At 56.9% G+C, this 22818-nt stretch carries 24 protein-coding genes; 11 read left to right on the top strand and 13 right to left on the bottom strand.

Going from position 1 to position 22818, the window contains the following annotated elements; genetic code table 11:
* Nucleotides 1-19 precede the first annotated feature (19 nt).
* The 5 genes from glnE to QHL1GM_RS09270 form a co-directional block, all read right to left on the bottom strand.
* Nucleotides 20-2992, bottom strand: a complete 2973-nt coding sequence (gene glnE / locus QHL1GM_RS09250) for a bifunctional [glutamate--ammonia ligase]-adenylyl-L-tyrosine phosphorylase/[glutamate--ammonia-ligase] adenylyltransferase (RefSeq protein WP_071694217.1) — start codon at nt 2990-2992, stop codon at nt 20-22.
* An 86-nt stretch (nt 2993-3078) separates the two neighbouring features.
* Entirely contained in the window at nt 3079-3450 is a 372-nt protein-coding gene (locus QHL1GM_RS09255) for a diacylglycerol kinase (protein ID WP_071694218.1), read from the bottom strand.
* A 34-nt stretch (nt 3451-3484) separates the two neighbouring features.
* The gene (gene dacB / locus QHL1GM_RS09260) at nt 3485-4960 is read right to left on the bottom strand and encodes a D-alanyl-D-alanine carboxypeptidase/D-alanyl-D-alanine-endopeptidase (protein ID WP_071694219.1); all 1476 of its coding nucleotides are present in this window, start codon (nt 4958-4960) and stop codon (nt 3485-3487) included.
* Between the two features lie 9 nt (nt 4961-4969).
* The gene (locus QHL1GM_RS09265) at nt 4970-5299 is read right to left on the bottom strand and encodes a multidrug efflux SMR transporter (protein WP_071694220.1); all 330 of its coding nucleotides are present in this window, start codon (nt 5297-5299) and stop codon (nt 4970-4972) included.
* On the bottom strand, nt 5296-5961 hold the full coding sequence (locus QHL1GM_RS09270) for a tRNA (guanosine(46)-N(7))-methyltransferase TrmB (protein WP_071694221.1): 666 nt from the start codon (nt 5959-5961) through the stop codon (nt 5296-5298). Before QHL1GM_RS09270 ends, QHL1GM_RS09265 begins: the two co-directional genes overlap by 4 nt.
* Before the next feature lie 221 nt (nt 5962-6182).
* Here QHL1GM_RS09270 and QHL1GM_RS09275 point away from each other — a divergent pair, with 221 nt between their 5' ends.
* From QHL1GM_RS09275 to QHL1GM_RS09305, 7 genes are all read left to right on the top strand, one after another.
* Nucleotides 6183-8066: a beta-ketoacyl synthase gene (locus QHL1GM_RS09275; protein ID WP_071695958.1), complete on the top strand. Its 1884-nt coding sequence runs from the start codon at nt 6183-6185 to the stop codon at nt 8064-8066.
* Nucleotides 8063-8557, top strand: coding sequence for a pantetheine-phosphate adenylyltransferase (coaD, locus tag QHL1GM_RS09280; protein ID WP_071694222.1), 495 nt, complete (start codon nt 8063-8065; stop codon nt 8555-8557). Before QHL1GM_RS09275 ends, coaD begins: the two co-directional genes overlap by 4 nt.
* Nucleotides 8558-8630: 73 nt before the next feature.
* Complete coding sequence (locus tag QHL1GM_RS09285; RefSeq protein WP_008957577.1) at nt 8631-8879, top strand: YfhL family 4Fe-4S dicluster ferredoxin; 249 nt, start codon at nt 8631-8633, stop codon at nt 8877-8879.
* A gap of 5 nt (nt 8880-8884) precedes the next feature.
* A complete protein-coding gene (locus tag QHL1GM_RS09290) occupies nt 8885-10189 on the top strand; it encodes an MATE family efflux transporter (protein ID WP_071694223.1) in 1305 nt (434 codons plus the stop codon).
* A 147-nt stretch (nt 10190-10336) separates the two neighbouring features.
* On the top strand, nt 10337-11647 hold the full coding sequence (locus QHL1GM_RS09295) for a short-chain fatty acid transporter (protein ID WP_071694224.1): 1311 nt from the start codon (nt 10337-10339) through the stop codon (nt 11645-11647).
* Nucleotides 11648-11755: 108 nt separating this feature from the next.
* Nucleotides 11756-12283: an acyl-CoA thioesterase gene (locus tag QHL1GM_RS09300; protein WP_071694225.1), complete on the top strand. Its 528-nt coding sequence runs from the start codon at nt 11756-11758 to the stop codon at nt 12281-12283.
* A 24-nt stretch (nt 12284-12307) separates the two neighbouring features.
* Nucleotides 12308-13312: a hypothetical protein gene (locus QHL1GM_RS09305; protein WP_071694226.1), complete on the top strand. Its 1005-nt coding sequence runs from the start codon at nt 12308-12310 to the stop codon at nt 13310-13312.
* Between the two features lies 1 nt (nt 13313).
* Here QHL1GM_RS09305 and QHL1GM_RS09310 read toward each other — a convergent pair whose 3' ends face one another.
* Complete coding sequence (locus QHL1GM_RS09310) at nt 13314-14708, bottom strand: PLP-dependent aminotransferase family protein (protein ID WP_071694227.1); 1395 nt, start codon at nt 14706-14708, stop codon at nt 13314-13316.
* 99 nt (nt 14709-14807) lie between these two features.
* Between QHL1GM_RS09310 and QHL1GM_RS09315 the strand changes: the two genes are divergently transcribed.
* The gene (locus tag QHL1GM_RS09315; RefSeq protein ID WP_071694228.1) at nt 14808-15413 is read left to right on the top strand and encodes a LysE family translocator; all 606 of its coding nucleotides are present in this window, start codon (nt 14808-14810) and stop codon (nt 15411-15413) included.
* A gap of 7 nt (nt 15414-15420) precedes the next feature.
* On the opposite strand, the gene QHL1GM_RS09320 is transcribed toward QHL1GM_RS09315, so the two are convergent.
* Together QHL1GM_RS09320 and QHL1GM_RS09325 are read right to left on the bottom strand one after the other, a co-directional pair.
* Nucleotides 15421-15711 carry an I78 family peptidase inhibitor gene (locus tag QHL1GM_RS09320; protein WP_254795280.1) on the bottom strand — a complete coding sequence of 97 codons (291 nt, stop codon included), beginning with the start codon at nt 15709-15711 and terminating at the stop codon, nt 15421-15423.
* Nucleotides 15712-15899: 188 nt separating this feature from the next.
* Nucleotides 15900-16031: an entericidin A/B family lipoprotein gene (locus QHL1GM_RS09325; RefSeq protein ID WP_071694230.1), complete on the bottom strand. Its 132-nt coding sequence runs from the start codon at nt 16029-16031 to the stop codon at nt 15900-15902.
* Nucleotides 16032-16205: 174 nt separating this feature from the next.
* On the opposite strand from QHL1GM_RS09325, the gene QHL1GM_RS09330 reads away from it, so the two are divergent.
* Entirely contained in the window at nt 16206-16625 is a 420-nt protein-coding gene (locus QHL1GM_RS09330) for an HIT domain-containing protein (RefSeq protein WP_071694231.1), read from the top strand.
* A gap of 7 nt (nt 16626-16632) precedes the next feature.
* Here QHL1GM_RS09330 and QHL1GM_RS09335 read toward each other — a convergent pair whose 3' ends face one another.
* The 4 genes from QHL1GM_RS09335 to QHL1GM_RS09350 form a co-directional block, all read right to left on the bottom strand.
* Entirely contained in the window at nt 16633-17658 is a 1026-nt protein-coding gene (locus QHL1GM_RS09335) for a nickel/cobalt transporter (RefSeq protein WP_071694232.1), read from the bottom strand.
* Between the two features lie 79 nt (nt 17659-17737).
* Complete coding sequence (locus QHL1GM_RS09340) at nt 17738-18397, bottom strand: DUF1007 family protein (protein ID WP_071694233.1); 660 nt, start codon at nt 18395-18397, stop codon at nt 17738-17740.
* Nucleotides 18394-18753 (bottom strand): hypothetical protein, encoded by a 360-nt coding sequence (locus QHL1GM_RS09345; protein ID WP_071694234.1) that lies wholly within the window; start codon nt 18751-18753, stop codon nt 18394-18396. Before QHL1GM_RS09345 ends, QHL1GM_RS09340 begins: the two co-directional genes overlap by 4 nt.
* On the bottom strand, nt 18750-19295 hold the full coding sequence (locus tag QHL1GM_RS09350; protein ID WP_071694235.1) for a hypothetical protein: 546 nt from the start codon (nt 19293-19295) through the stop codon (nt 18750-18752). Before QHL1GM_RS09350 ends, QHL1GM_RS09345 begins: the two co-directional genes overlap by 4 nt.
* Nucleotides 19296-19429: 134 nt before the next feature.
* Between QHL1GM_RS09350 and QHL1GM_RS09355 the strand changes: the two genes are divergently transcribed.
* A complete protein-coding gene (locus QHL1GM_RS09355; RefSeq protein WP_071694236.1) occupies nt 19430-20569 on the top strand; it encodes a glycerate kinase in 1140 nt (379 codons plus the stop codon).
* Nucleotides 20570-20795: 226 nt separating this feature from the next.
* Entirely contained in the window at nt 20796-21272 is a 477-nt protein-coding gene (locus QHL1GM_RS09360; protein WP_027958621.1) for a Dps family protein, read from the top strand.
* Between the two features lie 72 nt (nt 21273-21344).
* Here the strand turns inward: QHL1GM_RS09360 and QHL1GM_RS09365 are convergent, their stop codons facing one another.
* Entirely contained in the window at nt 21345-22811 is a 1467-nt protein-coding gene (locus tag QHL1GM_RS09365; protein WP_071694237.1) for an aminoacyl-histidine dipeptidase, read from the bottom strand.
* Nucleotides 22812-22818: the final 7 nt, after the last annotated feature.

Raw genomic sequence — 22818 nt, forward strand, 5'->3', positions numbered from 1 at the left:
TTCTTCCTGTTTTTTGTAACTAGTTATTATTAGCGGCCGATGGCTCAAGAAAGCGCTGCCAGAGCGCGGTGACTATATCTCGATGGGCACGAAACTCCTCACCATCGCTAAGCGCTTTTTCACCGGTGAGCGCCGCTCGGTGCGTAGCGCTGCGATATGCCAGATAAGCCTCACGAAGGCGTTCCGCCTCTTCAGCAGGTAAGTGCCCACTCTCGGTAAGACTCTCTAGAATGCGGATATTATCGCTGTAAGTAAGTAACGCAGGCGTTTGGTGAGCAAGCGCTAACACCGCGTATTGGCAAAGAAACTCGATATCCACCATGCCCCCAACATCTTGTTTGATGTTGAAGGTATTGCTGGTGGCTTTACTGCCCAGATGGTCGCGCATTTTGTGACGCATCTTTACCACCTCTTCGCGCAGCGCATCTTTATCTCGCTCACCGCCTAAAATATCGCCCCGCAACTGACTGAACTTCTCGGCCAGCGCATCGCTCCCCGCCACCACACGGGCGCGCACCAATGCCTGGTGCTCCCAGGTCCAGGCATTTTGACGCTGATACTCCGCAAAGGCTTTAAGCGATGTGACCAATAGCCCAGAATTACCCGAAGGCCGCAGGCGCATATCCACCTCATAAAGCGTGCCGGTGGGCGTTACCGCGGTGAGCAGGTGAATAATGCGCTGACCCAGACGGGTAAAAAACACCGGTGTATCAATGGGCCGTGGACCGTCGGTAGTGCCTTGGCCATCGCTATCGTGAAGGAAAACCAAGTCTAAATCTGAACTGTAACCCAGCTCAATACCGCCCAGCTTGCCGTAGCCGATAATCAGAAATTCAGCCTCGCGGGCATTCAACCCCTCTGGAACGCCATGCTTGCGGGTAATATGCTTCCACGCCATGGCCAACACGGCATCGAGAATGACTTCGGCGATAAAGGTTAAGTAATCACTTACTTTCATCAGATGCCGAGTGCCCACGATATCCGAGGCCGCTACGTGCAGGGTTTGCGCGTGTTTAAAAACGCGCAGCGCCTCTAGCTGGGCCTCTTCATCATCCTCTGGCAGGCGATTCAGCGTTTGGCGCAGTTCATCGGCCAGGCGCGCTTTATCGGCGGGGGTATACAGCGTTTCTGGCGTCAGCAGTTCGTCAAGCAGAATAGGGTAGCGCGACAGCTGCTCGGCTATCCATGGGCTGGGGGCACATAGGCGCATCAAGTGTTCAAGCGCCTGGGGGTTTTCGCGCAGCAGCGCAAGGTAAGCCGTACGCCGCAGCACGGCTTCAATCAGCGGCTGCACCCGTTCAAGCGCGGTATCCGGCGCCTCATTGTCCGCCACGGCGTCCAGCAGCAATGGCATTAATGCATCCAAACGCTCGAAGCCAATCCGCTGCATGCTTTGCACTTGGCGAGAATGATAAAGGCTATGCAGACGCTTCAAGGCTTTTTCAGGCTCGTTAAAACCCGCCTCGGCAAGGTGCGCAGTAGCCTCCGGCACCTCTAACTCGCCGCGCCAAATAAGCCGCCACTGGGCCAAGCCAAGCTGGCTATCATCGTTGGCCTCGTCGACATCCTCTTCGGGGTCGGCAATCACTGCGTCGAAGTGTTGACGTACCCGCTCGCGCACTTCGTCAAGCTGGGCGACCAGCCCTGGCCAGTCTTCATGGCCCATGGCGAAGGCCACCCGTTCACGATTACTATCATCGCTGGGTAGGGTTTGAGTCTGGCGGTCTTCCAGCGCCTGCAGTGCGTGTTCGACATCGCGCAGAAAAGCGTAATCGGGCAGCAGTTCATCGACCACTTCCTGGGGTAACAGGCCTAGCTCGGGCAAGCGATTGAGCGCCGTTTTCAGCGCTGTGACCTGCAACTCGGTATCGCGGCCGCCACGAATCAGCTGGAACGCCTGGACTACGAACTCAACCTCGCGAATACCGCCGGGGCCAAGCTTGATATTGCTCTGCATGCCTTTGCGCTTCACTTCGCGATTGATCATCGCTTTCAGCTCACGCAGCGACTCAATGGCGCCAAAATCGAGATATTTGCGATATACAAAGGGGCGCAGCCCGGCCAGCAGTTCGTCACCCGCGTCGAGATCTCCTGCGACCGGGCGCGCTTTAAGCATCGCGTAGCGCTCCCACTCGCGGCCTTGATCCTGGTAGTAGCTGGAGAGCATGGCAAAACTGCCCACCAGCGGCCCGCCATCACCCAAAGGCCGCAAGCGCATATCGACACGGAAGGCGAAGCCGTCGGCGGTCATGGCGTCTAATGCGCCAATCAGTTTTTGCCCCAGCTTAGTAAAGTACTCCTGGTGCTCTAGGGGCTTTCGTCCACCTTGGGTTTCGCCTTTTTCGGGAAAGGCAAAAATCAAATCGATATCGGAGGAGAGGTTCAACTCCCCCGCGCCCAGTTTGCCCATACCCAGGATTACCAGACGCTGGGGCGTGCCGTCTTTGCGTGGGGCAGGTAAGCCCCAACGCGGCGCGTAAAACTGCTCAAGCCAGGTTAAAGCAGCTTCTAAACATATTTCGGCAAGTTCTGAAACCGCCTTGGCGGTATCCCACATGCTATGGCCGGAAGCACGGTTAAGGTCACGCCAAACAATACCCAACATGCGCTTACGGCGAAATCGGCGAATCGCCCGCTGCATGGAAGCTTCATCCTCGGCACTTTCAAGCGACTCATTCAGCCAACTGGCCAGCTCATCGCGCCCTGGATTTGCGTCCAACTCTCCGACTATATCCAGTTCAGCTAGCCAATGGGGGTGGCGCACCAGTGTATCCAGCGCGAAGCTCGAAATGGCCAGCACTCTAGCCAGGGCTTCGCGGCGCCGATCAGAAAGCCCCTGCCAGCTACTGGAAGGGAGCTCTTGCTTGGTCATCTCGGCGACGTTGTCGGCTTGAGCAAGCGCCTCACTTAGCCGCTGCCAGGCGGATTGAGTGGCTTTTTGTAACGACGCTGGCAGCGTCGACAACGGTAAAAAATCGTCGTTCACTTGCATAACCACCTCGCTGACAGCGCGTTAAACGTAAGCTTGCCAAGCCTCATTTCTAAGCCTCATTGCAAACTTTTAGCTCAAACTCTGGCTTAGCCAAAGAATTTTTCCCAGCCCAATAGGCCCCAGGTAAGACCGGCCATGATCAGCGACAGCATTACCGCCGCCGAACCAATATCCTTGGCCCGCCCGGAAAGCTCATGGTGTTCGGTACCAATCCGGTCAACCACGTTCTCAATCGCACTATTAAGCAGCTCCACTATCAGTACAAAAAACAGGCTACTCACTAGCATCAGCCAACTGATGGGGCCTTCACCGATCCACCAAGCAAGCGGCAGCAACACCACCGTAATGCCAACCTCTTGACGGAAAGCCGCTTCGTTTCTAAACGCCGCTTTCAGACCTTTCCACGAATAGCGCGTGGAGTGAACCAAATGTGTTAAACCGGTATGCCCAGGTTTCATGCAGGTCGCCTCACCTTGTGAGCGTGGAGTTTGTTCAGTTGGCTAATATCATTGCTTCCAGATCCAGTGACAACGGATCCAGCACCTCAGACCAGCTTAAATAAGGCGTACTGCTGTTACCATTGACCATGACACTAAACACTCCCCAACGCCCTTGCGCAGTCCGAAAATAGCCCGCCGATGCGCGGACGGCAAAGGGTTGGTTAAGCGTGCCAGTTTTGATCATGACATTATTTTGAAAGGTGGAAGAACCCCGCCGAATAAAGCGCATTACCCCGTTAGCTGGCGACTGAAAGGACGCCACAAAGCTTGGAAACAGGCTGCTTTGACGAAACATGTCTTCCAGCATCACGTTAATGCCCTGAGCCGAGGTCCGGTTTTCAGTGGTCAGCCCACTGCCACTATACAGAGTTAACGGCCCGTGCCCGGGTAGATTCTGGGCGTACGTTTCAATCGCCAGGCCTGCCTGACGTAGCTGTGCCTGGGGCGTATCGACTAGATCGAGCGCCAGCACATCGGCCATGTAGTTATTGGAGTAGTTCATGATACGCAGCAAAAGCTCTTGCAGTGGCTGGCTATCCACCGCTGCCAGACGCTGGGCGCTGCTGGGCGGCTGAGACGTACTAACGCGCCACGGTTCGCGCACCTGAATACCCGCCTGATTCAACATGCCCATCAACACTTGTGCGGTTGTTTCAGCGGCATCGCCCGCGCCACGATAAACATCGCGGGCAGTCGCGTTGGTCGAAATCTGGCCCGTCAGACGCATCACGTCGCCGCGCGCGTCGGTGATACGCTCTGCGCTAATATCAGTACCGCTATTGGCTGGGCGTGTGACTACCTGGTTATCAATGGTGATTAGCGACGTCTGGCTATCGCAAAGCCCCACCTGGGCGGATTCACCTGCGGTAGTGGCTGGCGCGACATTAACGCACCAACTGCCGAAGTTAACCCCAGCGGAGGAGAGCGGTGCGCTATAGGCATTGGCAACCCGGGTCAGGGCATCACAGCGGTCAGTGGTAATGCAGTCCACCGACCCAAAGCGCCACTGACTGACCACCAACGCACCCTCTACCTCACGCACCCCGGCCAAGTGTAAACGCTGCACCAAGCGCCATAGGTTTTCAGTCGTGAGACCCGGGTCTCCCCCGCCCTCAAACACCAAATCACCGCGGAGCACGCCATTTTCGATGCTAGCTGAGCTGACCAGTTGACTGGTAAAACGGTGCTGGGGGCCAAAACGGTTCAGCGCCGCCGCCGATAAATAGGCTTTAGTGACCGAAGCGGGCGACAGCTGGCGGTCCGGGGTGATACTGCCCAACAGCGCATTGGCGCCTGCGTCAGCATCCAATAGGCGTGCTTCCGCGCTAATCGAAAAGCCTTTATTCTGCAGTTGGCCCAGGCGATTGAAATCGGCGAATAGACTGGTGCTGGCACATAGCGCTAGTGTGGCTATACCTGTCACCAGCGACCAGCGCTGCCTACGCTTAACAGCAAAAAAACACCCCATTACAGTTCCTCAATGCACATTCATTTTAGAAAACACTTGCAGCATGACGACGCCTGCCACTATCAAACTAATCCCCACCACCGCCGGCAAATCAGGCTTTTCACCGAATATCACTATGCCGACCAGGGTGACCAGCACAATGCCCAGGCCCGCCCAAATCGCATAGGCGACCCCCACCGGCAGCGTGCGCAGCACTAGGCTGAGCAAATAAAAGGCCAACCCGTAGCCCACCACGACTACTAAACTGGGCAGTGGTCGAGTAAATCCCATGGAGGCCTTTAAGGCACTCGTGGCGATCACTTCGGCCACTATCGCCAGCACTAAATAGACAAACGTCATGTTCGCTCCAGATCAACACATAAACGCCACAGAGCCTGTCCACTTCGAGCATACTTAGCCTCGAACGGGGTTAAATAGTCGTCTTTAGGCGCAATTTCAGTCACGGCTGCCTGCTTACCGGTGACCTGTGCCACCGCCAAGGCAAACTCTTCAACATAGAGTGACCAGTTGGAGCGCAGCTCAAGGCGCCCACCAAGGGCCAACAGTGTGGGTAAAACCGCATGACCATGCCAGCGCATTTTTAGGTGCCCCGCCTTGGGGTAAGGGTTTGGATACAGTAGGAAGTGATACTCGGGCGCCCAGCCAGCCTGATAGGCCAAACGCCAGAAATCGACAAGATCGGCTCTTACCAGCAGCGCATTTTCTGGCAACTTGCCATGATCGCGCCCCAAGCGATCCTCGCTACGATCAACGCCAACCACCGCATGGGCGGGGAACTGCGCCGCCAGTTGACGTGTCGATATGCCTACGCCGCAACCTGAATCAAGTATCAACGGTGATTGGCGACCCGCGAACCACTCAGCCGCCAGGGCAAAGTTATGCTGCGTGTGGTCGGCAATCGGTTTACGTAGCGGATGCGCTAGCGCCCGGCTCACCCGGCGTGCCAAATTCTGGTGCGGGCCTGGCTGATTAGAAATCACTGGTCGAGAATTATGCTGCATGCCATCACTCGGCTGAAAAGCTTGATTCTATCAGTCTCGAACGCTTGCAGCATGACGCCATTGCACAGCCGGTGCTATGATCACGCCTGACGTGCTTATTAGCGTACTCATTAAGCGCATAGTACTGGGCATTATATACCTAGTACTGTTGCCAATAATTGTTGTTACCACCACCGCACCACGAGGAACCCGGCTTGTCACACTTACCGGTGATTGTCGGCATGGGCGGCATCAATCCCGCTGGCAGAACCTCTGGCCATCAGGCCTTCCGCCGCACCGTGCTTGATGCCCTTCCTGCTGACCAGCAACGCCAGACACTGGAAGGCTTGGCGGCGCTTATGCGCCTAGTAGAGCACTCCGAAAAGGGGTGGCACGATAGTCAAGGCCAGCCCGTAGAGGCTCCTGCGCAGTCGCTGCGCGATCAGGTGCTGAACCATACCCTGATTCGGCGCAATGAAGACCCGCGCTTTCTTGATCCTGGCATGCCGTCTAACCGGCAAGCCAGTATGCAGCTGGCCGAGCCAATACGCTTTACCCTGCGCCGCCGCCAGTTGCCCGAACACCTGCCAGTAGATTGGCAGGTGCGCGACATTGATGCCCGCGAGGTAGAGGTGAGCGTACCCGCAGGGGTGCTGGAGGTACTGCTGCCCGACGCGCAGCTGCCCAAAGTACGCGCGGCGGCTCAGCTACCCAGCGGCTTCGACCCCGCAAGCCTCTACCGCAGCGTACACCACCCCCGCGGCCTATCGCTGGCGGTGTTTGGCGCCAGCGACTGCCTGGGGGCCAGCGGTCTCTCCTGGGAGACGCTGCGTCAGCAGCTGAATCCGGATCATATTGCCGTGTACGCTGGCAACTCCATCGGCCAGCTAGACGATCAGGGCTGGGGCGGCTTACTGAAAAGCCTGGTGAGCGGCCAGCGCGCCACCTCCAAGCAGATGCCGCTGGGCTATGGTCAGATGCCCGCCGACTTTTTGAATGCCTATGTGCTGGGCAGCGTGGGCGGCACCGGCGCAGCGTTAGGCGCCTGCGCCAGCTTTCTCTATAACCTGCGCCTGGGCATTGACGATATTCGCGCCGGGCGCCGTCGTGTGGTGATGGTGGGTACCGCAGACGCGCCGATTACCCCAGAAATTATTGAGGGCTTCCGGGCCATGGGTGCGCTGGCCGACGACGCCGGTCTGAAAGCCTTGGATGCTTTGGAGCTGCTTACCGACAGTGACTATCAGCGTGCCTGCCGCCCGTTTGCGCGCAACTGTGGCTTTACTATGGCAGAAGCCAGCCAGTTCGTGCTGCTGATGGACGACGCCCTAGCAATGGAAGTCGGCGCGGATATTCTCGGCGCAGTGCCGGATGTGTTCGTCAATGCCGACGGTTACAAGCGCTCGATCTCGGCGCCGGGCATCGGCAATTACATCACCCTCGGCAAGGCGACTGCGCTAGTGCGCGATATGCTGGGCGAAAAAGCCCTCAAAGAGCGCAGCTTTTTGCATGCTCACGGCACCAGTACACCCAAAAACCGCATTACCGAATCCCACGTGTTCGACGAAATTGCCCGCGCCAACGGCATTAACGATTGGCCGGTAGTGGCGGTTAAAGCCTTTATTGGCCACTCCCAAGGCTCCGCGGCGGGCGATCAGCTGGCGAGCGCCCTGGGTAGTTTTGCCCACGACTTGCTGCCGGGTATTCCCACCCTTGATGCGGTGGCTGACGATGTCTATGCCGAACGGCTGCGCTTTTCACAAACGGCACAAACATTTCGCGCGGATGCTGCCTTTATTAATGCCAAGGGCTTCGGCGGCAACAACGCCACCGGTGTAGTGCTTTCTCCTGCGGTGACCGAACGCCTGCTGACTCAACGCCACGGTGCGGCGGCGGTGAGCGCCTGGAAAACGCGGCGTGAAACCACCCGCGAAGCGGCAGCGGCCTACCTCGCCCAGGCAGACCATGGCCACTACGCCCCACGCTATCAATTTGGGGAAGCGGTGCTTGAAGGCCCAGAGCTGGATATTCACGCTGACCGGATTCATATCCCCGGTTACGATCACGCCGTCTCATTAACCAGCGATAACCCGTTTGGCCGTCTGGACGAGGAGAGCGAGGAATGACCACGCGTAAACTGAATATCGCCGTCTACCCCGGCACCTTCGACCCCATCACCAACGGCCATTTTGATTTGATCGAGCGCGGTGCGCGGATGTTCGACAAAGTGGTCATCGCGGTGGCGGCAAGCCCTGGCAAAAGCCCCAACCTCGACCTGGAAACACGCATGGACCTAGCGAAAGCGGTCTGTGCGTCGCTACCCAACGTTGAGGTTATCGGCTTCTCCACCCTGCTCACGACCATGATGCACGAGCAGGGCGCGACGATTATTCTGCGCGGCCTGCGCGCGGTGTCCGACTTTGAGTACGAGCTGCAGTTGGCCAATATGAACCGCGCGCAGAACCCGGAGCTTGAAAGTGTATTTTTAACCCCAGCTGTGGAAAATTCGTATATCTCTTCGACCATCGTGCGCGAAATTGCCAAGCTCGGCGGCGATATTTCCCCCCTAGTGCATCCTCAGGTCGCCGAAGCGCTGCGTAAGCACTACACTAGCTAGCCAACGCCATTGTTGAGTAAAACACTCGGGTATTAGACAGCCCGAGTGTGAATGCCATCCGCGAGGTATGCCCATGGCCCTGATGATTACCGACGAATGCATTAACTGCGACGTCTGCGAGCCCGAATGCCCCAATGATGCGATCTCCCCCGGTGAGGAGATCTATGTCATCGACCCCAATCTATGCACCGAGTGCGTCGGTCACTATGACGAACCCCAGTGCCAGCAGGTTTGTCCGGTAGACTGTATTCCGCTTGACCCCGAGCGCCACGAGAGCCAAGAACAGCTGATGAAGAAGTACCGCATCATCACTGCCGCCTAAATCTAGTGCGAATTTGGGCCCTCGCCTGGCCAATCATCCTCTCCAATATCACCGTCCCACTGCTCGGGTTGGTAGATACCGCTGTGGTCGGACACCTGCCCGACTCTCGCTATTTAGCGGGCGTCACCCTGGGTGCCACGCTATTTAGCTTTCTCTACTGGGGCTTTGGCTTCTTGCGTATGGGCACCACGGGTCTAGTCGCCCAGGCCATGGGGCGCGAGAGCGATACAGACGTGCGCAACCTGCTGGGGCAGTCACTGATCATGGCGCTGGTGATTGGTAGCCTGCTGATTGTGTTTGCCTCGCCGCTGATTACGCTGGGTTTGCGGCTATTGGATGGCAGTGAAGTCGCGACTGATATAGCCCGAGAGTACGCCCATATCCGCCTCTGGTCTGCACCGGCGGTACTCGCCAACTACGCCATTCTGGGCTGGTTTTTGGGCCAACAGAACTCCCGCGTCACGCTGATGATTTTGCTGCTTACCAACGGCATTAATATCGTGCTGGATTTATGGTTTGTGGTGGGCCTGGGCATGACCAGCAACGGCGTGGCCTGGGCGAGTGTGATCGCCGACTACAGTGCCCTAGCGTTTGGCAGCTACCTGGTGCTAAACCAGCTAGCCCGACTAGAGGGCCATTTTTTGCGCGAGCGTCTGCTGGCACTCGCGGCTTACACAGCCCTGTTTAACGTTAACGCCAACCTATTTGTGCGCACCCTCGGCCTGCTGTTTGCCATGGCGTTCTTTACCGCCCAGGGTGCCCGTCAGGGCGATACAGTGCTTGCTGCCAACGCCGTGCTGCTACAATTTATCATGCTCACCAGCTACGCCCTGGACGGCTTTGCCCACGCTGCCGAATCACTGATTGGGCGCGCTTACGGCCGCCGGGATTGGCAGGAGTTTGCCGCCACCGTGCGCGCCGCCGCGCGCTTTTCATTCTGGACCGCGGGTGCTGCCGCCCTGCTGTTCGCGCTGGGTGGCAATGCGCTGATTGCGTTGCTCACCGGACTTGAAGAGGTGCGTGCGACCGCGGCGCAGTACTTGCCCTGGATGGTCGTCATGCCACTGATTGCGGTATGGAGCTACCTGCTTGATGGGGTGTTTATTGGCACCACCGCGGTACGTGAAATGCGTAATAGCATCTTTATCGGCCTAGCCGCCTATCTGCCCGCTTGGTGGCTAACCCAGGGGCTAGGCAATCATGGCCTATGGCTGGCGTTCATGCTGTTTACGCTGGTGCGCTCGGCGGTGCTGATCGTCTACTACTATTTTCACTACCATCGCCCCTACCGGTTAAACCAGTGGCGTTAAAACAGGCGCAATTACCCCCAATTGCGCTAACGTGAGATTAAGCGGGCAGCTTCAACGTGAAAATTTCCGTACTCACCCGTATATTAGCCATGCACCTTCACATGCACTCCCTACGCACTTCCTAATAATGAATAAAGAGAGCATCCCATGCTTAAAATGATCTCAAAACCAGCGGTAAAGCTGGTAGAGCGCTATCTCCCCGACCCGTATATTTTCGTTCTACTGCTGACGTTAATTGCCTCGGTCGCTGCGATTGCCATTGAGCGCCAAACACCGCTGGCGGTGCTGCGCTTCTGGGGCGATGGCTTCTGGGGTTTGCTGACGTTCTCGATGCAGATGCTGCTGGTGCTGGTTACCGGTTTTATGCTGGCAAGCTCACCGCCGGTTAAACGGATTCTGCAGAAAATTGCCGGCACCGCTAAATCTCCAGGCGGCGCAATCATACTAGTGACGCTAGTCTCACTGGCGGCCAGCTGGATCAACTGGGGGTTTGGCCTGGTGGTCGGCGCGCTCTTTGCCAAAGAGCTGGCCCGGCTGATCCGCGTTGACTACCGGTTGCTTGTCGCCAGTGCCTACTCCGGTTTTGTGGTGTGGCACGGCGGTTTGGCAGGCTCGATCCCGTTGACCATTGCTACCGAAGGGCATTTTTCCGCTGACCAAATTGGGGTGATTGGTACAGGCTCAACGATTTTCGCCTTCTTCAACCTGGCTATTGTGGTCTGCTTGTTTATTGCCATCCCGCTGGTAAACCGCATGATGCTGCCGGACGAGAAGGATAGCGTCTATGTCGATCCCAGCGTGCTGAATGATGAGCCGGAACCGGTTGGTCGTATTACGCGCCCTGCGGAGCGTCTGGAAAACAGCTTAACCCTCGCCATGCTGGTTGGTGTGCCGGGGCTGCTGTTTTTGCTTGACCACTTTTTGCTACGCGGTGGCGGCTTAAACCTTAACGTCGTTAACTTTATGTTTCTGTTTCTAGCCATTGTGCTACACCGCACGCCGCGTAACCTACTTAATAGCCTGAACGAGGCGATTAAAGGCGGCGCTGGGATCGTTATTCAGTTCCCGTTTTACGCCGGCATCATGGCGATCATGGTTCAGTCTGGGCTAGCAGAGAGCATGTCCGAGTGGCTGGTCTCCTTTGCCACCGCCAATACGCTGCCGTTCTGGTCGTTTATCAGCGCCGGGATTGTCAATCTGTTCGTTCCCTCCGGCGGCGGCCAGTGGGCCGTGCAAGCCCCCGTAATGCTACCTGCTGCTCAGGCCTTAGGGGCTGATATTCCGCGGGTTGCCATGGCGGTGGCTTGGGGCGATGCCTGGACTAACCTGCTACAACCCTTCTGGGCACTACCGGTGCTCGCCATTGCCGGGCTGAAGGCAAAAGATATTATGGGCTTCTGCCTGATTCAGCTTTTTATCACCGGCATTATTATCTCCGTCGGTCTGGTATGGTTTTAAAAAGAACATAGTTTTAAGAAACCGCCAATAACTGCCCGCCGCTCTGTTTGCCCAGCATATGGGTGGCGGGCAACCGTTATTGGTCTCAAGTAATAGCAGGAGCACCGTATGACAGACGCCGAAATCAGCGCGAACGCTGCCCTGCCTGGGCAGCATGAACTCTCCATGACCGTATTGATGACGCCCGACATGGCGAATTTCAGCGGCAAAGTGCATGGTGGCGCGATTCTTAAAAAGCTCGACGAAGTGGCTTTTGCTTGCGCTAGCCGCTATTCGGGCCACTATGTAGTGACACTGTCGGTGGATCAGGTGTTGTTTAAACAGCCGATTCATGTCGGCGAGCTGGTCACCTTTCTTGCCAGTGTCAATCATGTTGGCCGCTCGTCGATGGAAGTCGGCATTAAGGTCGTAGCTGAAGATATTCGCAATAAGCTGATCCGCCATACCAACAGCTGCTACCTCACTATGGTCGCGGTGGACGCTGATGGTAAACCCGCCAGCGTACCACCACTCAATTTGGCAACGCCGCTGCAGAAACTGCGTTTTGAAAAGGCGGCTTTACGCAAGAAGCTACGCAAACAGGCGGAAAGAGAGGAACTGCTGACCCAGCAGCATCACCAGTCCCAGGCCCATTAAAAGACCCAGCGACAAGGAGTTCGTATGCCCGCCAGGGAACGCTACCCGCACCTGCCTAAAGCGGTTGAATACGCCCATATTGGTTGGGATTTTTTTATTCTGACGCTGGTGGTGATTAACCTCGCGCTGCTGCTGTTTGATTCGCTGTTTCTGCTCGGCCCTATTAACCAGGGCATCGCCAACCTCGCCCCTAGTTTTCACACCTTCTACGATGACGTGATTCATAGCCGTTTCATCACCATCGACTTGGTATTTGTCAGCTTTTTTATCGCCGATGTACTGCTGGGCTGGTCAATCGCTATTGCCGAGCGGCGCTACCACCGCTGGTTCTTTTACCCCTTCGTCCACTGGTATGACGTGCTGGGCTGTATTCCCTTGGCGGGCTTCCGCCTACTGCGTATTTTACGCGTCATCTCGTTAATCAACCGACTGCACCGCCTCGGCCTTATTGATGTTACCCACTGGTACATCTATCAATTTGTGGCCAAGTATTACGACATTCTGCTTGAGGAGCTTTCCGACCGTATCGCTCTGCGGCTGTTGGGCAATGTGCAGCAGCAGATTCGCGCCAGCGATTCGCTGACCGAGCGCGTTATTGAGCGTGTGATAATGCCACGCAAGTCTCAGCTGATCAGTGAGATTGCTCAAAGGCTGGAAAGCACTATCGGCAAAGCTTATCAGCACAATCGCCAATCCATTATGGTGGCGATCAGCGATTTAGTTAGCCGTACACTACGAGAAAGCCCCGAGATTCAGCGCCTTAACCGTCTGCCCATGGGGCAGCAGGCCACCAGCGCGATGGAAGCATCGCTCAGCGGTGTTGCCCAGCGGCTAGTCGATGAGCTGCTGCTAGGCATTCATTCGGATGAGTTTAGGCAGTTAGTGGAGCGCACCGCCGACAGTGGCTTCGACACCTGGCTGACGGTTGACGAAGGCAGCAACCGAGTCACCGAACAGGTGCTGTACGACGTTCTCGAAATGCTTAAAGACCAAGTGCGCCACCAGGGCTGGAAAGACCGCTACGAGTAAATCACAACGTGATAGGGGCTAACGGGCGCTCGGTTAAACAGGCGGCGACGATACTCAATGCCTGAATCAGTTCGCTGCGATCCGCCGCGGCCCCTATACATAGCCGAATTGCCTGGGGCGCTGGCGTGCTCCCGACACAAAAGGGCTCCGCGCTGCTTACCTTAACGCCTCGTTGAAGTAGCCGATCACACAGCTCTTCGGCCCGGCTCCCATCTGGCAGCGCAAGCCAAACATTGCTGCTGTGTGGTCGACCGCTTAGGGAAAAATCTTTTAGCCATTCGGCGGCCAACTGTTGGCGCTCCGCGAGCTCTTGGGTTTGCCAGCTAAGTAACTGTTCAGCCGCGGCCTGGTTAATCCAGTGGCAGACTACATCGACCATTAGCGGCGGGACCATCCAACTCTGGGCCCGCAAGCCTGTCGCTAACCGCTCGTGCAAGCCCTTGGGCGCACGCAGTACGCCGATTCGCAGCCCTCCCGCCAACACTTTAGCGGTACTAAATACAAACAGCGTGCGTTCCGGCGCCAGCTTGTAAAGAGGTGTGCCACGCTGCTCAGCGGGCAGATACTGAACGCCATCTTCAATCAGCCATATATCGTAGCGCCTCGCTAAGGCCACCAGCCGTTCGCGACGCGTTTCGCTTAAACACGCGCCGTTGGGGTTGTTCTGTTCCGGCGTTAGATAAATCGCTCTAGGTGGCTGCCGGGCACACTGCGCCTCAAGCAGATCCATGCGCATTCCGTCACTGTCTTGGCCAATCCCCACCAACTTTAGATGGCCCTGCTGCGCTGCGCTGATAGCTCCGGGATAGGTCAAGGCATCGGCGGCCAGTAGCTCGCCTGGCCGTAGCAAGGTGCTAAGCGCCAGACTAATGCCGTGCTGCCCTCCCTGGGTGATAAGCAGCTCGTCGGCTATCAACGGCATGCCTAAGGTATTTAACCAGCGAGCGAGTACTTCACGATGCTCACGACGCCCCTGGGCCTGCTGGTAGGTGACACCGCGTGCTAATGCTGCCCCGGACTGGCTTAAGGCGAGCAGCGCTTCGCTCAACAGCGTCTGCCGCAACGGGTGGGGCGGCGGCAGGCTAAGGCTTAAATCGATCACACCGGCCGTTTCGTCAGCGGGAAACGTCAGGCTAAAAGCGCTGTCTTGGGTTTGACTCTTTACATAGGTGCCGCTACCCACCCTTGCCGACACCCAGCCATTGCGTTCAGCCTCAGCGTAACCTCGGGTCACCGTGCCGATGGTCACTCCTAGCGCATCCGCTAAACGGCGCTGGGGCGGCAATCGCTCCCCGGGCAGTAGCGTCCCTGCCTGGATAGCGGCTTCAATGGCGCTGGCAATAGCGCGATAGCGTGAACCAGAGAACTCAGCTAGCGAAGGCACCCACATTGTCATGGTGACAATAAAACCTTTGACGTCAATTTAATCCCCATTATGCTAGCAAAAGCGCCACTAAAACAATCTTTCACCCCATAATTGTATGGATACAATAAAATGAACAGCGAATGGTTAATCCTCGGCCCGGCCGCGCTCTATATGATGTCGATGACGCTTACCCCAGGGCCGAACAACGTTATGCTGACCGCCTCTGGTGCTAACTTCGGCTTTAAACGCACGTTGCCGCATATGTGGGGGATTTTAGGCGGCTGCTTTCTGCTATTTGCGGGCATAGCGCTGGGCTTGGGCGTGCTGTTTGAGCGCTACCCGGCGATTCAAACCGCACTACGCTGGGTAGGCAGCGCGTATTTGCTCTATTTGGCATGGAAAATTGCCAGCGCCCCGCCACCCAATCTTAAGGCGCAGGCTCACAGCGTACCCTTTACGTTTTGGCAGGCAGCAGCGTTTCAGTTCGCCAATCCTAAAGCATGGGTAATGGGGCTAGCGTTGATGGCGGGGTTTCTACCCGAAAGCGGCCAACCGGTATTTAATGCCCTGTTACTTGCAGGCTTTGCAGAGATGGTGGCGCTGCCCTGTATTGCGCTATGGGCCGCCTTTGGTAGTGCGATTGGGCAGTGGATCAAAACAGATGCCGCGTGGCGGGCGTTCAACATCACCATGGGGGTGCTGACCGCCGCCTGCGTCGTGCTGATTTTAGGATGACAATACGTTAGCCGCAGCGCAGCGCTTCAATGCGATCTTGATCATCGAGATGAATATTCAAACGATCCGGGCGGTGATCCATGGTAGCCATATCGCCTGGGCGCAGCACGCGCACCTGTCGAGCACCGCTATCGCTTTGTATCTGCGAAACGTTAGCCTCATCGAAGGGCTCACCGATTGCGGATTGGATAGCGTCTAGATCACAGCTAGCAGCCTGCTCTTCACTGGAGCCGTTCGTTGCTACCGTTGGCGGCGGTGGCGCGGCATCCACATCGTCGTTAGCGGAAGAAATCGGCATTTGGGAGCTAGCACAGGCCGTTAGCAGCAGCGCACAGGCGCTAATAGCGGCAAACTTAACCAAAGGAATACGAGGCTTTATCCTTGAATCTCCAAAAAAGGTTATAAAAACCGACTATAAAACCCAACGGGCCAGGCGTTAGCTTAGCCCGTGGAATACCACTTACTTTAAAATACAGTTTTACTTAATTATTCAGCTGCATCTTGGACGGCTCTACCGCCCTCTTGCACATCCTGGCCAGCGCCAGAGATGGTATTGCAACCAGTTAGAACACCCGCCGTCATCAGCAGCATAAAGCTCATGGCCAATAATTTTTTCATTTTCCGTTCTCCTTAACGAGTCATTCAACATTGGGAAACTCCATTGGCAACTTAATTTGCCACTTGGGAGTTTTTTCAGGGTAACAGCGTTTGAGCAATCGTGCTCGCTTTCACTAATTTACTTCGCGGCTGCTATGCTAACAATCATTTAAAGCGCTGCCTGGAGCCTATCTTTTGATCAATTTCGAGCTAGATGAACGCCTTGCCGCGGATACCTTACCCGTCGCAGACCTCCCGCTAAGCCGTGCGCTGCTGATGAATGACGCGCGCTACCCCTGGGTGATTTTAGTACCGCGCCAGGCCGCTATCAGCGAAGTGTTTGAGCTTTCTGGCGACGACCAGCAGCAGCTTTGGCGTGAAGCTACTCTGATAGGTGAAGCAATGAAAACAGCGCTTAAGGGGGACAAAGTCAATATTGCCTCGCTAGGCAATGTGGTTAGCCAACTGCATGTGCATATTGTGCTTAGACGGCACAGCGATGCGACGTGGCCAGCACCGGTATGGGGCAATGGTAGCCCCGAACCTTACGATCTCGATGGACAGGCGCAGTTACGGGACCAACTGCTGGCAATTATCGATGGGCTTGATGTGTAGACTACTTCTACCCCGTTAATGGGTGGCCTTGCCGAGCAGGCGGCTCATTGAGAATCGGGCCACTGGCAGGCTGTGCGACACCCGCCACGCTAAGAGAAACCCCTAGCACCACGATCAGCGCACCGCCGGCCAAGGCTACCCAGCCGGTGGCTCTTTGTACGCTGCGCTGGCTGTGCTGTTGCTTGGATAAGCGCCGCTGCGCCCAGCCACGGGCAACAATGCTCGCCAGGGCGAGCGCTGATACGGTTATCCCAGTACCGATCGACATGGCCACTACCGATGCCACGCCCACCTCGAACTGACCCAGCAAGCTGGCCGCCCCTAGCATCAACACTGCCCCGCTGCAGGGGCGCATACCAATGGCACCGACCGTCATCATCGCCGTCCGCCAATCCAGCGCTTGCTGCGGTTCAATATGATGAGCACCGCCGCAACAGTGGCTGTGGTCATGGCTGTGCCCGTGGTTTCGATTATGTTCATGGCCAGGGCTGTGCGAATGGGCCGCTCGCTCTGGCTGATAGGCTCGCCGCAGTTGCTTGACGGCTCGCCAGCATAGCCACGCACCTAACGCCGCCACCAGCAGAAAGCTAGCCTGCTCTACCCAGGCAACGCTGCCCATGGCCTGCCGGGTTATCCAGCCCAGGCCGTAAACCAGCACGATGACCAGCGCAATGGCGGTCACGCCTTGCAGTAAGGAGGCGGCAAAAGAGAGCCCCAAGGCGCGCTTTACCGCACCACCGTGAGTGGCTAAGTAGGTCGCCAAGACGGCTTTACCGTGCCCCGGTCCTGCGGCATGAAAGACGCCATAGGCGAAGCTAATGCCTAACAGGCTCACCCAGGTCGCCATGGTGGGAGTACGTGACAGTTCGGTAATCGCCAGCGTTAGCGAACGGTGCAAATCACGCTGCCAACCAAGTAGCTGATAGCTCACGCTCTGAAACCCGCCTTGCCAAACGATGATGAGCACTGCTGCGACTAGCAACAGACCCAGCATTAAACCTAACTGATGTCTAAAGGGCCGTGTTAAGGACATCTAACCGCTCCATTGCGAAAATCGTTATAAAGTAACATGGCCATAAAATAACACGGCACTGCCTGTTTTCGAACAGCGCCTAGCGACAATCAACTTGGCCGGTCTCGGCAAAATAGCGCCCCAAGCCTGGCTCACCACTCTCATCTTTATCGAGCAGCGCCGCTTGCATCACCAGCTCTGGATCGGGGTCAGCGGGAAGAACAGACAGCTCACAGCTAGGCTCACCGTGAAGTATCAGCGCCTCATCCTGGGGTTGGCCATTCTCCTCTTCATGCACAACTTCGATGTAGTAGGTGGGATCAAACACTTGGTAGCTAAGCATGGCATCTGTCAGCGACTGTGGCGTTTCCAGCGGCAGGATAAACATAAAGATAAGCCGCCCATCGCGCTCCATGGCGGTATATTCGCTTACCTCGCCCAATGCCTGGCGCTCACCGTTAATACTCACTTCGGTTAAGTAGTGCTCCGCGGCAAGATTATCGCGAATCTCTTTGCCTAGCTGATCCAGCCCTTCTTCAAGACTGGCGTTTTGCACCTGCTGCAGCTCTTCAAAAACGACTAGGCTGTAAAAAGGATCCATCCGCCAGGTTTGATGTAGGCCGCTCACCACGCCCTGATCGTCGGTGATGACCCGCACACTCAGGTCGATCCAGCCGTGGGGGTGGGCTCGGGCATCGGGGCTGGCCACAAAGCTACTCATGCCCACGAAAAAAGCGACTGCGGTACCCGCCCACTTCATGGTGCGACACCTAGCTTATTCTGCAAGGCGACAAGCCAAGGGTCGAGCAAATAGGGCGGCAGCGGTTGATTCCCCCTCAAGGCCGACACGCTAACGCGGCTACCGCTAACCTCTTCATTTACCTCCAATTGCAGCCGATACCCCGGCCAGCGGGCAAGCGATGCTTCCGCCCGACCCAACGACAGATCCGCATGGCGCACCACATAGCCCTGCTCAACCATTAAATCTACCGCTTCACGAAACGTCTCATCGTATGGCGTTGCGTAAACCAGTTCGCGGGGTTCCAAAGGGGTGGTGGTGGCACAGCCGACCAATCCGCCCAGCAGCGTCATCAATAGCCAGTGTCGCAGGTTCATAGTGACCTCCCATCGGCGGGCAAGCTCTGCTCGAAAGTGGCTTGAAAGCGCCGACAGAAATCGTCATTGCTGGCACTGTACGATTCACGTAAATCGCCCACATGATCAAAGCGACGAATATCACGGGAAATACGTATATGCGCGTCGTTGATGAACAACGAGACACGCTCCACCTCCACCGGCTGCTGACCTATTCCGCCACCAAAGCCTACCCCGCCACCAAAGCCTATGCTCGAACCACTCCCAATGCCCAAACCACCAAACATACGCATTCCTCGCCCATAGTTATCGTAAGGGTCATAGTAGCCGTGCAGCTCACGTTCACGACTGGCGCTAATTAAACCCAAAGTGGTATCGGTAGAGGTAAGGGTAAAACCCCATTCGGTCAGGATATCTACGCTGGTTTCAAGCGCTCGATCATCCGCTGAAGGAAAATAGCACGCGGCAGAAGGCGCTGGTTCGGCTTGTGGCAAGCGATCTGGGGTCACTTGGCAGCCAGCAAGCGCTAGCAGGCAGGTCAAGCTTATGGGTATCGACTTCATGTTAGATCCTCTAACGGGCGAGGCCGCTGGTTTGGCGCAGGCTAGCGCGCTAAGCTCGCCAAAGGTGGTCATACTTAACTGTCACTGTAGTAAAGACACTGTAGTGAAGACACTGTTTTGCGGAGATCGTGCTAATGAATGTTCTGCTTTGCCCCGACAGTTTCAAAGATGCGCTGAGCGCCCAAGACGCCGCGGCCGCCATGGCGCGGGGAGTGCGGCGCCCCGCACCCCAGGCACACGTTCAGGTATGCCCTTTAGCTGACGGTGGCGAAGGCAGTTTAGACGCACTCATCGCCGCCACCGGCGCCGAACGACGCCAGCTAAATGTTCAAGATGCCCTGGGTCGCCCCCGCCAAGCAGCCTGGGGCTGGTTGAGCGACCAGCGTACCGCGTTTATTGAGCTGGCAGAAGCCAGCGGATTACAGCACCTTGAGGCCGATGAACGCAATGCGCTGCGCACCTCTACCTTTGGGGTGGGTGAACTACTGCTAGCGGCGCTGGATCAAGGCGCTGAAAAAGCGCTGTTGCTGCTGGGCGGCAGCGCTACCAATGACGGCGGTGCTGGCATGCTGCAGGCCCTGGGCGCGCGCTTTTTGGATCAAAATGGCGAATCGCTGCCCCCTGGCGGCGCAGCGCTGAGCCAACTGGCTAGTTTAGAACTCGATGGGCTAGACCCACGGTTAGCCAAGCTCACCCTCGAAGCCGCCGTTGATGTGGACAACCCCTTGCTCGGCGAACGCGGCGCCAGCGCGGTATTTGGCCCGCAAAAAGGTGCATCACCTGAGGAAGTCGAGCAATTGGATCGTGCGCTTGGCCATTTCGCCGATATCAGCGCTCATGCATTAGGCGATGATTACCGAACGCTGCCGGGTGCAGGGGCGGCAGGCGGCATGGGGTTTGCAGCTAAGGCTTTTTTAAAGGCCACCCTGAAACCCGGCATTGAGATGATTATGCAGCAGGCCGATATGGCGAAACTCTTGGCCAACGCGGATGTAGTAATTACCGGCGAAGGCCGTTTGGATGGGCAGAGCCTGGCGGGTAAAACGCCTATCGGCGTTTCCCGTGCTGCCAAACGCCTTAACAAACCCGTCCTCGTGCTGGCAGGCAGCCTAGGCGATGGCTGGCAAGCCTGTTTTGACGAAGGCGTCACGGCGGCGTTTGCATTAGCCGATGGCCCCATGACCCTAACCGACGCGCTACCGCGCACCGCTGAACTGCTGGAAGCACGCTGTGAAAACCTGCTTCGGCTATGGGCAGCAGCAGAGGCAGGTTAAGCAGCGTTTTGCTGACGGGCCTTGAAAAGGGCACTAAGCGCCAGCATTTAAACGATAGTCAATGGGCAACAGTCAAAGGGTAACGACAGGCATTTTATGTCGAAGCGCTATGGCAGCGATGCAAAAAACTTGTTTTGCACCGCCCCAAAGACACCCTATTCTGGAAACACGCATCAACCGCCGCATACTGTGGCATAAACACTGCGGCATAAAGAGGAAGCAGGATATGACTGACACCAATAGCATTGGCCTACACGAAGGTAGCGCTAGTCAACTCGCCGAAAAGCTCAACCACCTGCTGGCCAATTACCAAATTTTCTACATGAACGTGCGCGGCTACCACTGGAATGTTCGCGGTAGCGACTTTTTTGAGCTGCACGCCAAGTTTGAAGAGTTCTACACCGACCTGCTGACCAAAGTGGACGAGGTTGCCGAGCGCATCCTGACTCTGGGTCATAAGCCGGTTCACGCCTACAGCGACTACGTAACGCTGTCACGCATTCAGGAAGATAAAGACGTTCACGACGGCACCACCTGCGTTAAAGGCGTGCTTAAAGGGTACCAAACGATCATTGAACTCCAGCGTGAACTGCTGGCACTCGCTTCTGACGCCGACGATGAAGGCACCGCCGCGCAAGCCGGTGACTACATTCGCGAGCAGGAAAAAACCATCTGGATGCTCAACGCCTATTTAAGCAAGTAAGCGGCATCTTTTGATGTAAAAGCGGCACCGTATAGGTGCCGTTTTTTATGCGCGCCAGCTAGGGTTCAACGGCTAGCGCTGGTCGGCAAGATCTTCGATCAGCGCCCGCAGCATCACCCAAAACTCCTCAACCGAGGCAAGCTCCACCCGCTCATCCGGCGAGTGAGCGCCGCGAATCAGCGGACCAAAGGAGATCATATCTAAGTGCGGGTACTTGCTGCCTAAAATGCCGCACTCGAGCCCCGCATGAATCACCTTCACCTCCGGCTCGCGGCCCAGCAGCGCCGCATGGCGGACTTTAAAGCTCGCCAGAAGCTCGCCGTTCGGATTGGGCGCCCAGCCTGGGTAGCTGTTCTCCACTTTCACCCGCGCGCCAATCAAGCCAAACAGCGCTTTAAAGCGATCCGCCATAGCGACCACCGCACTATCGTGCAGTGAGCGTACCAGCGCGCAGAGGTGCAGCCGCCCATTCTCCAGACTTAGCACGCCCAGGTTATTGGAAGTTTCCACCACGCCAGGCACATCGGCGCTCATCCGCTCGACGCCGCAAGGGGCCGCATGAAGCGCTGCCAGCAGCATTACACTGGCGTCTAGGGTTAGTGGCTCCGCGTCGGGCACCTCAGTCAGACGTTTGGCGCTGATGCGAAGGCCGCTATCACCACTGCCTAATTCTCTTAACAGAATCGTTTCCAGACCGGCGATAGCCACCATGGCAGCATCTACTTCGTCGGCGGGTAGCGCCACTTGGGCAAAGGCTTCCCTGGGAATCGCATTGCGCAAAGTGCCGCCCTGGTAGCTAATCAAACGCGCATCAAACGCCTCAAGAGAACGCAGTACTCTGACCAACAACCGGTTGGCGTTACCCAGCGGTTTATGGATATCCATACCGGAGTGCCCACCCTTCAGGCCAGTCAAAGCAATTTCGATCACCCGCTCATGGTCGCCAGCGGCAGCGCTGGGCAGCTGGGCATCAACCTCAACGTCGGCCCCGCCCGCGCAGCCAATATAGACCTGTCCGCGATCTTCGCTGTCCAGGTTGAGTAGCAGTGAGCCCTCGAGCCAGTTCTCAGCAAGGTTTAGCGCGCCGCCCATGGAGGTCTCCTCCTCCAGGGTAAACAGCGCTTCCAGCGGCCCGTGGCGCAGGTCAGTATCTTCTAGCAAGGCGAGAATCGCCGCCACGCCCAAGCCGTTGTCAGCGCCTAAAGTAGTGCCATCGGCGTGCAGCCAACCGTCGGCCACATAGGTAGCGATCGGGTCCTTGGTAAAGTCATGCGCATGATCGCTGTTGGCTTGGGCCACCATATCCAGATGGCCCTGGAGCACTACGCCCGGGGCCTGTTCGCAGCCGGGAGAAGCCGGTTTACGAAGGCGTAAATTACCGAAGGTATCGCGGTCATGGGCGAGCCCCTGGGCATCGGCCCAGCTTTCGAGGATAGCGACGAGGGCCGCCTCATGCCCAGAGGGGCGCGGCGTATTACACAGCGTTCGAAAGTGGCGCCAAACCAAGGCGGGTTCCAGCGCGTCAAGATGTGCGTTCATTAAAGAC

The sequence above is a fragment of the Halomonas sp. QHL1 genome (genome assembly GCF_001882345.1).
Lineage (GTDB): Bacteria > Pseudomonadota > Gammaproteobacteria > Pseudomonadales > Halomonadaceae > Vreelandella.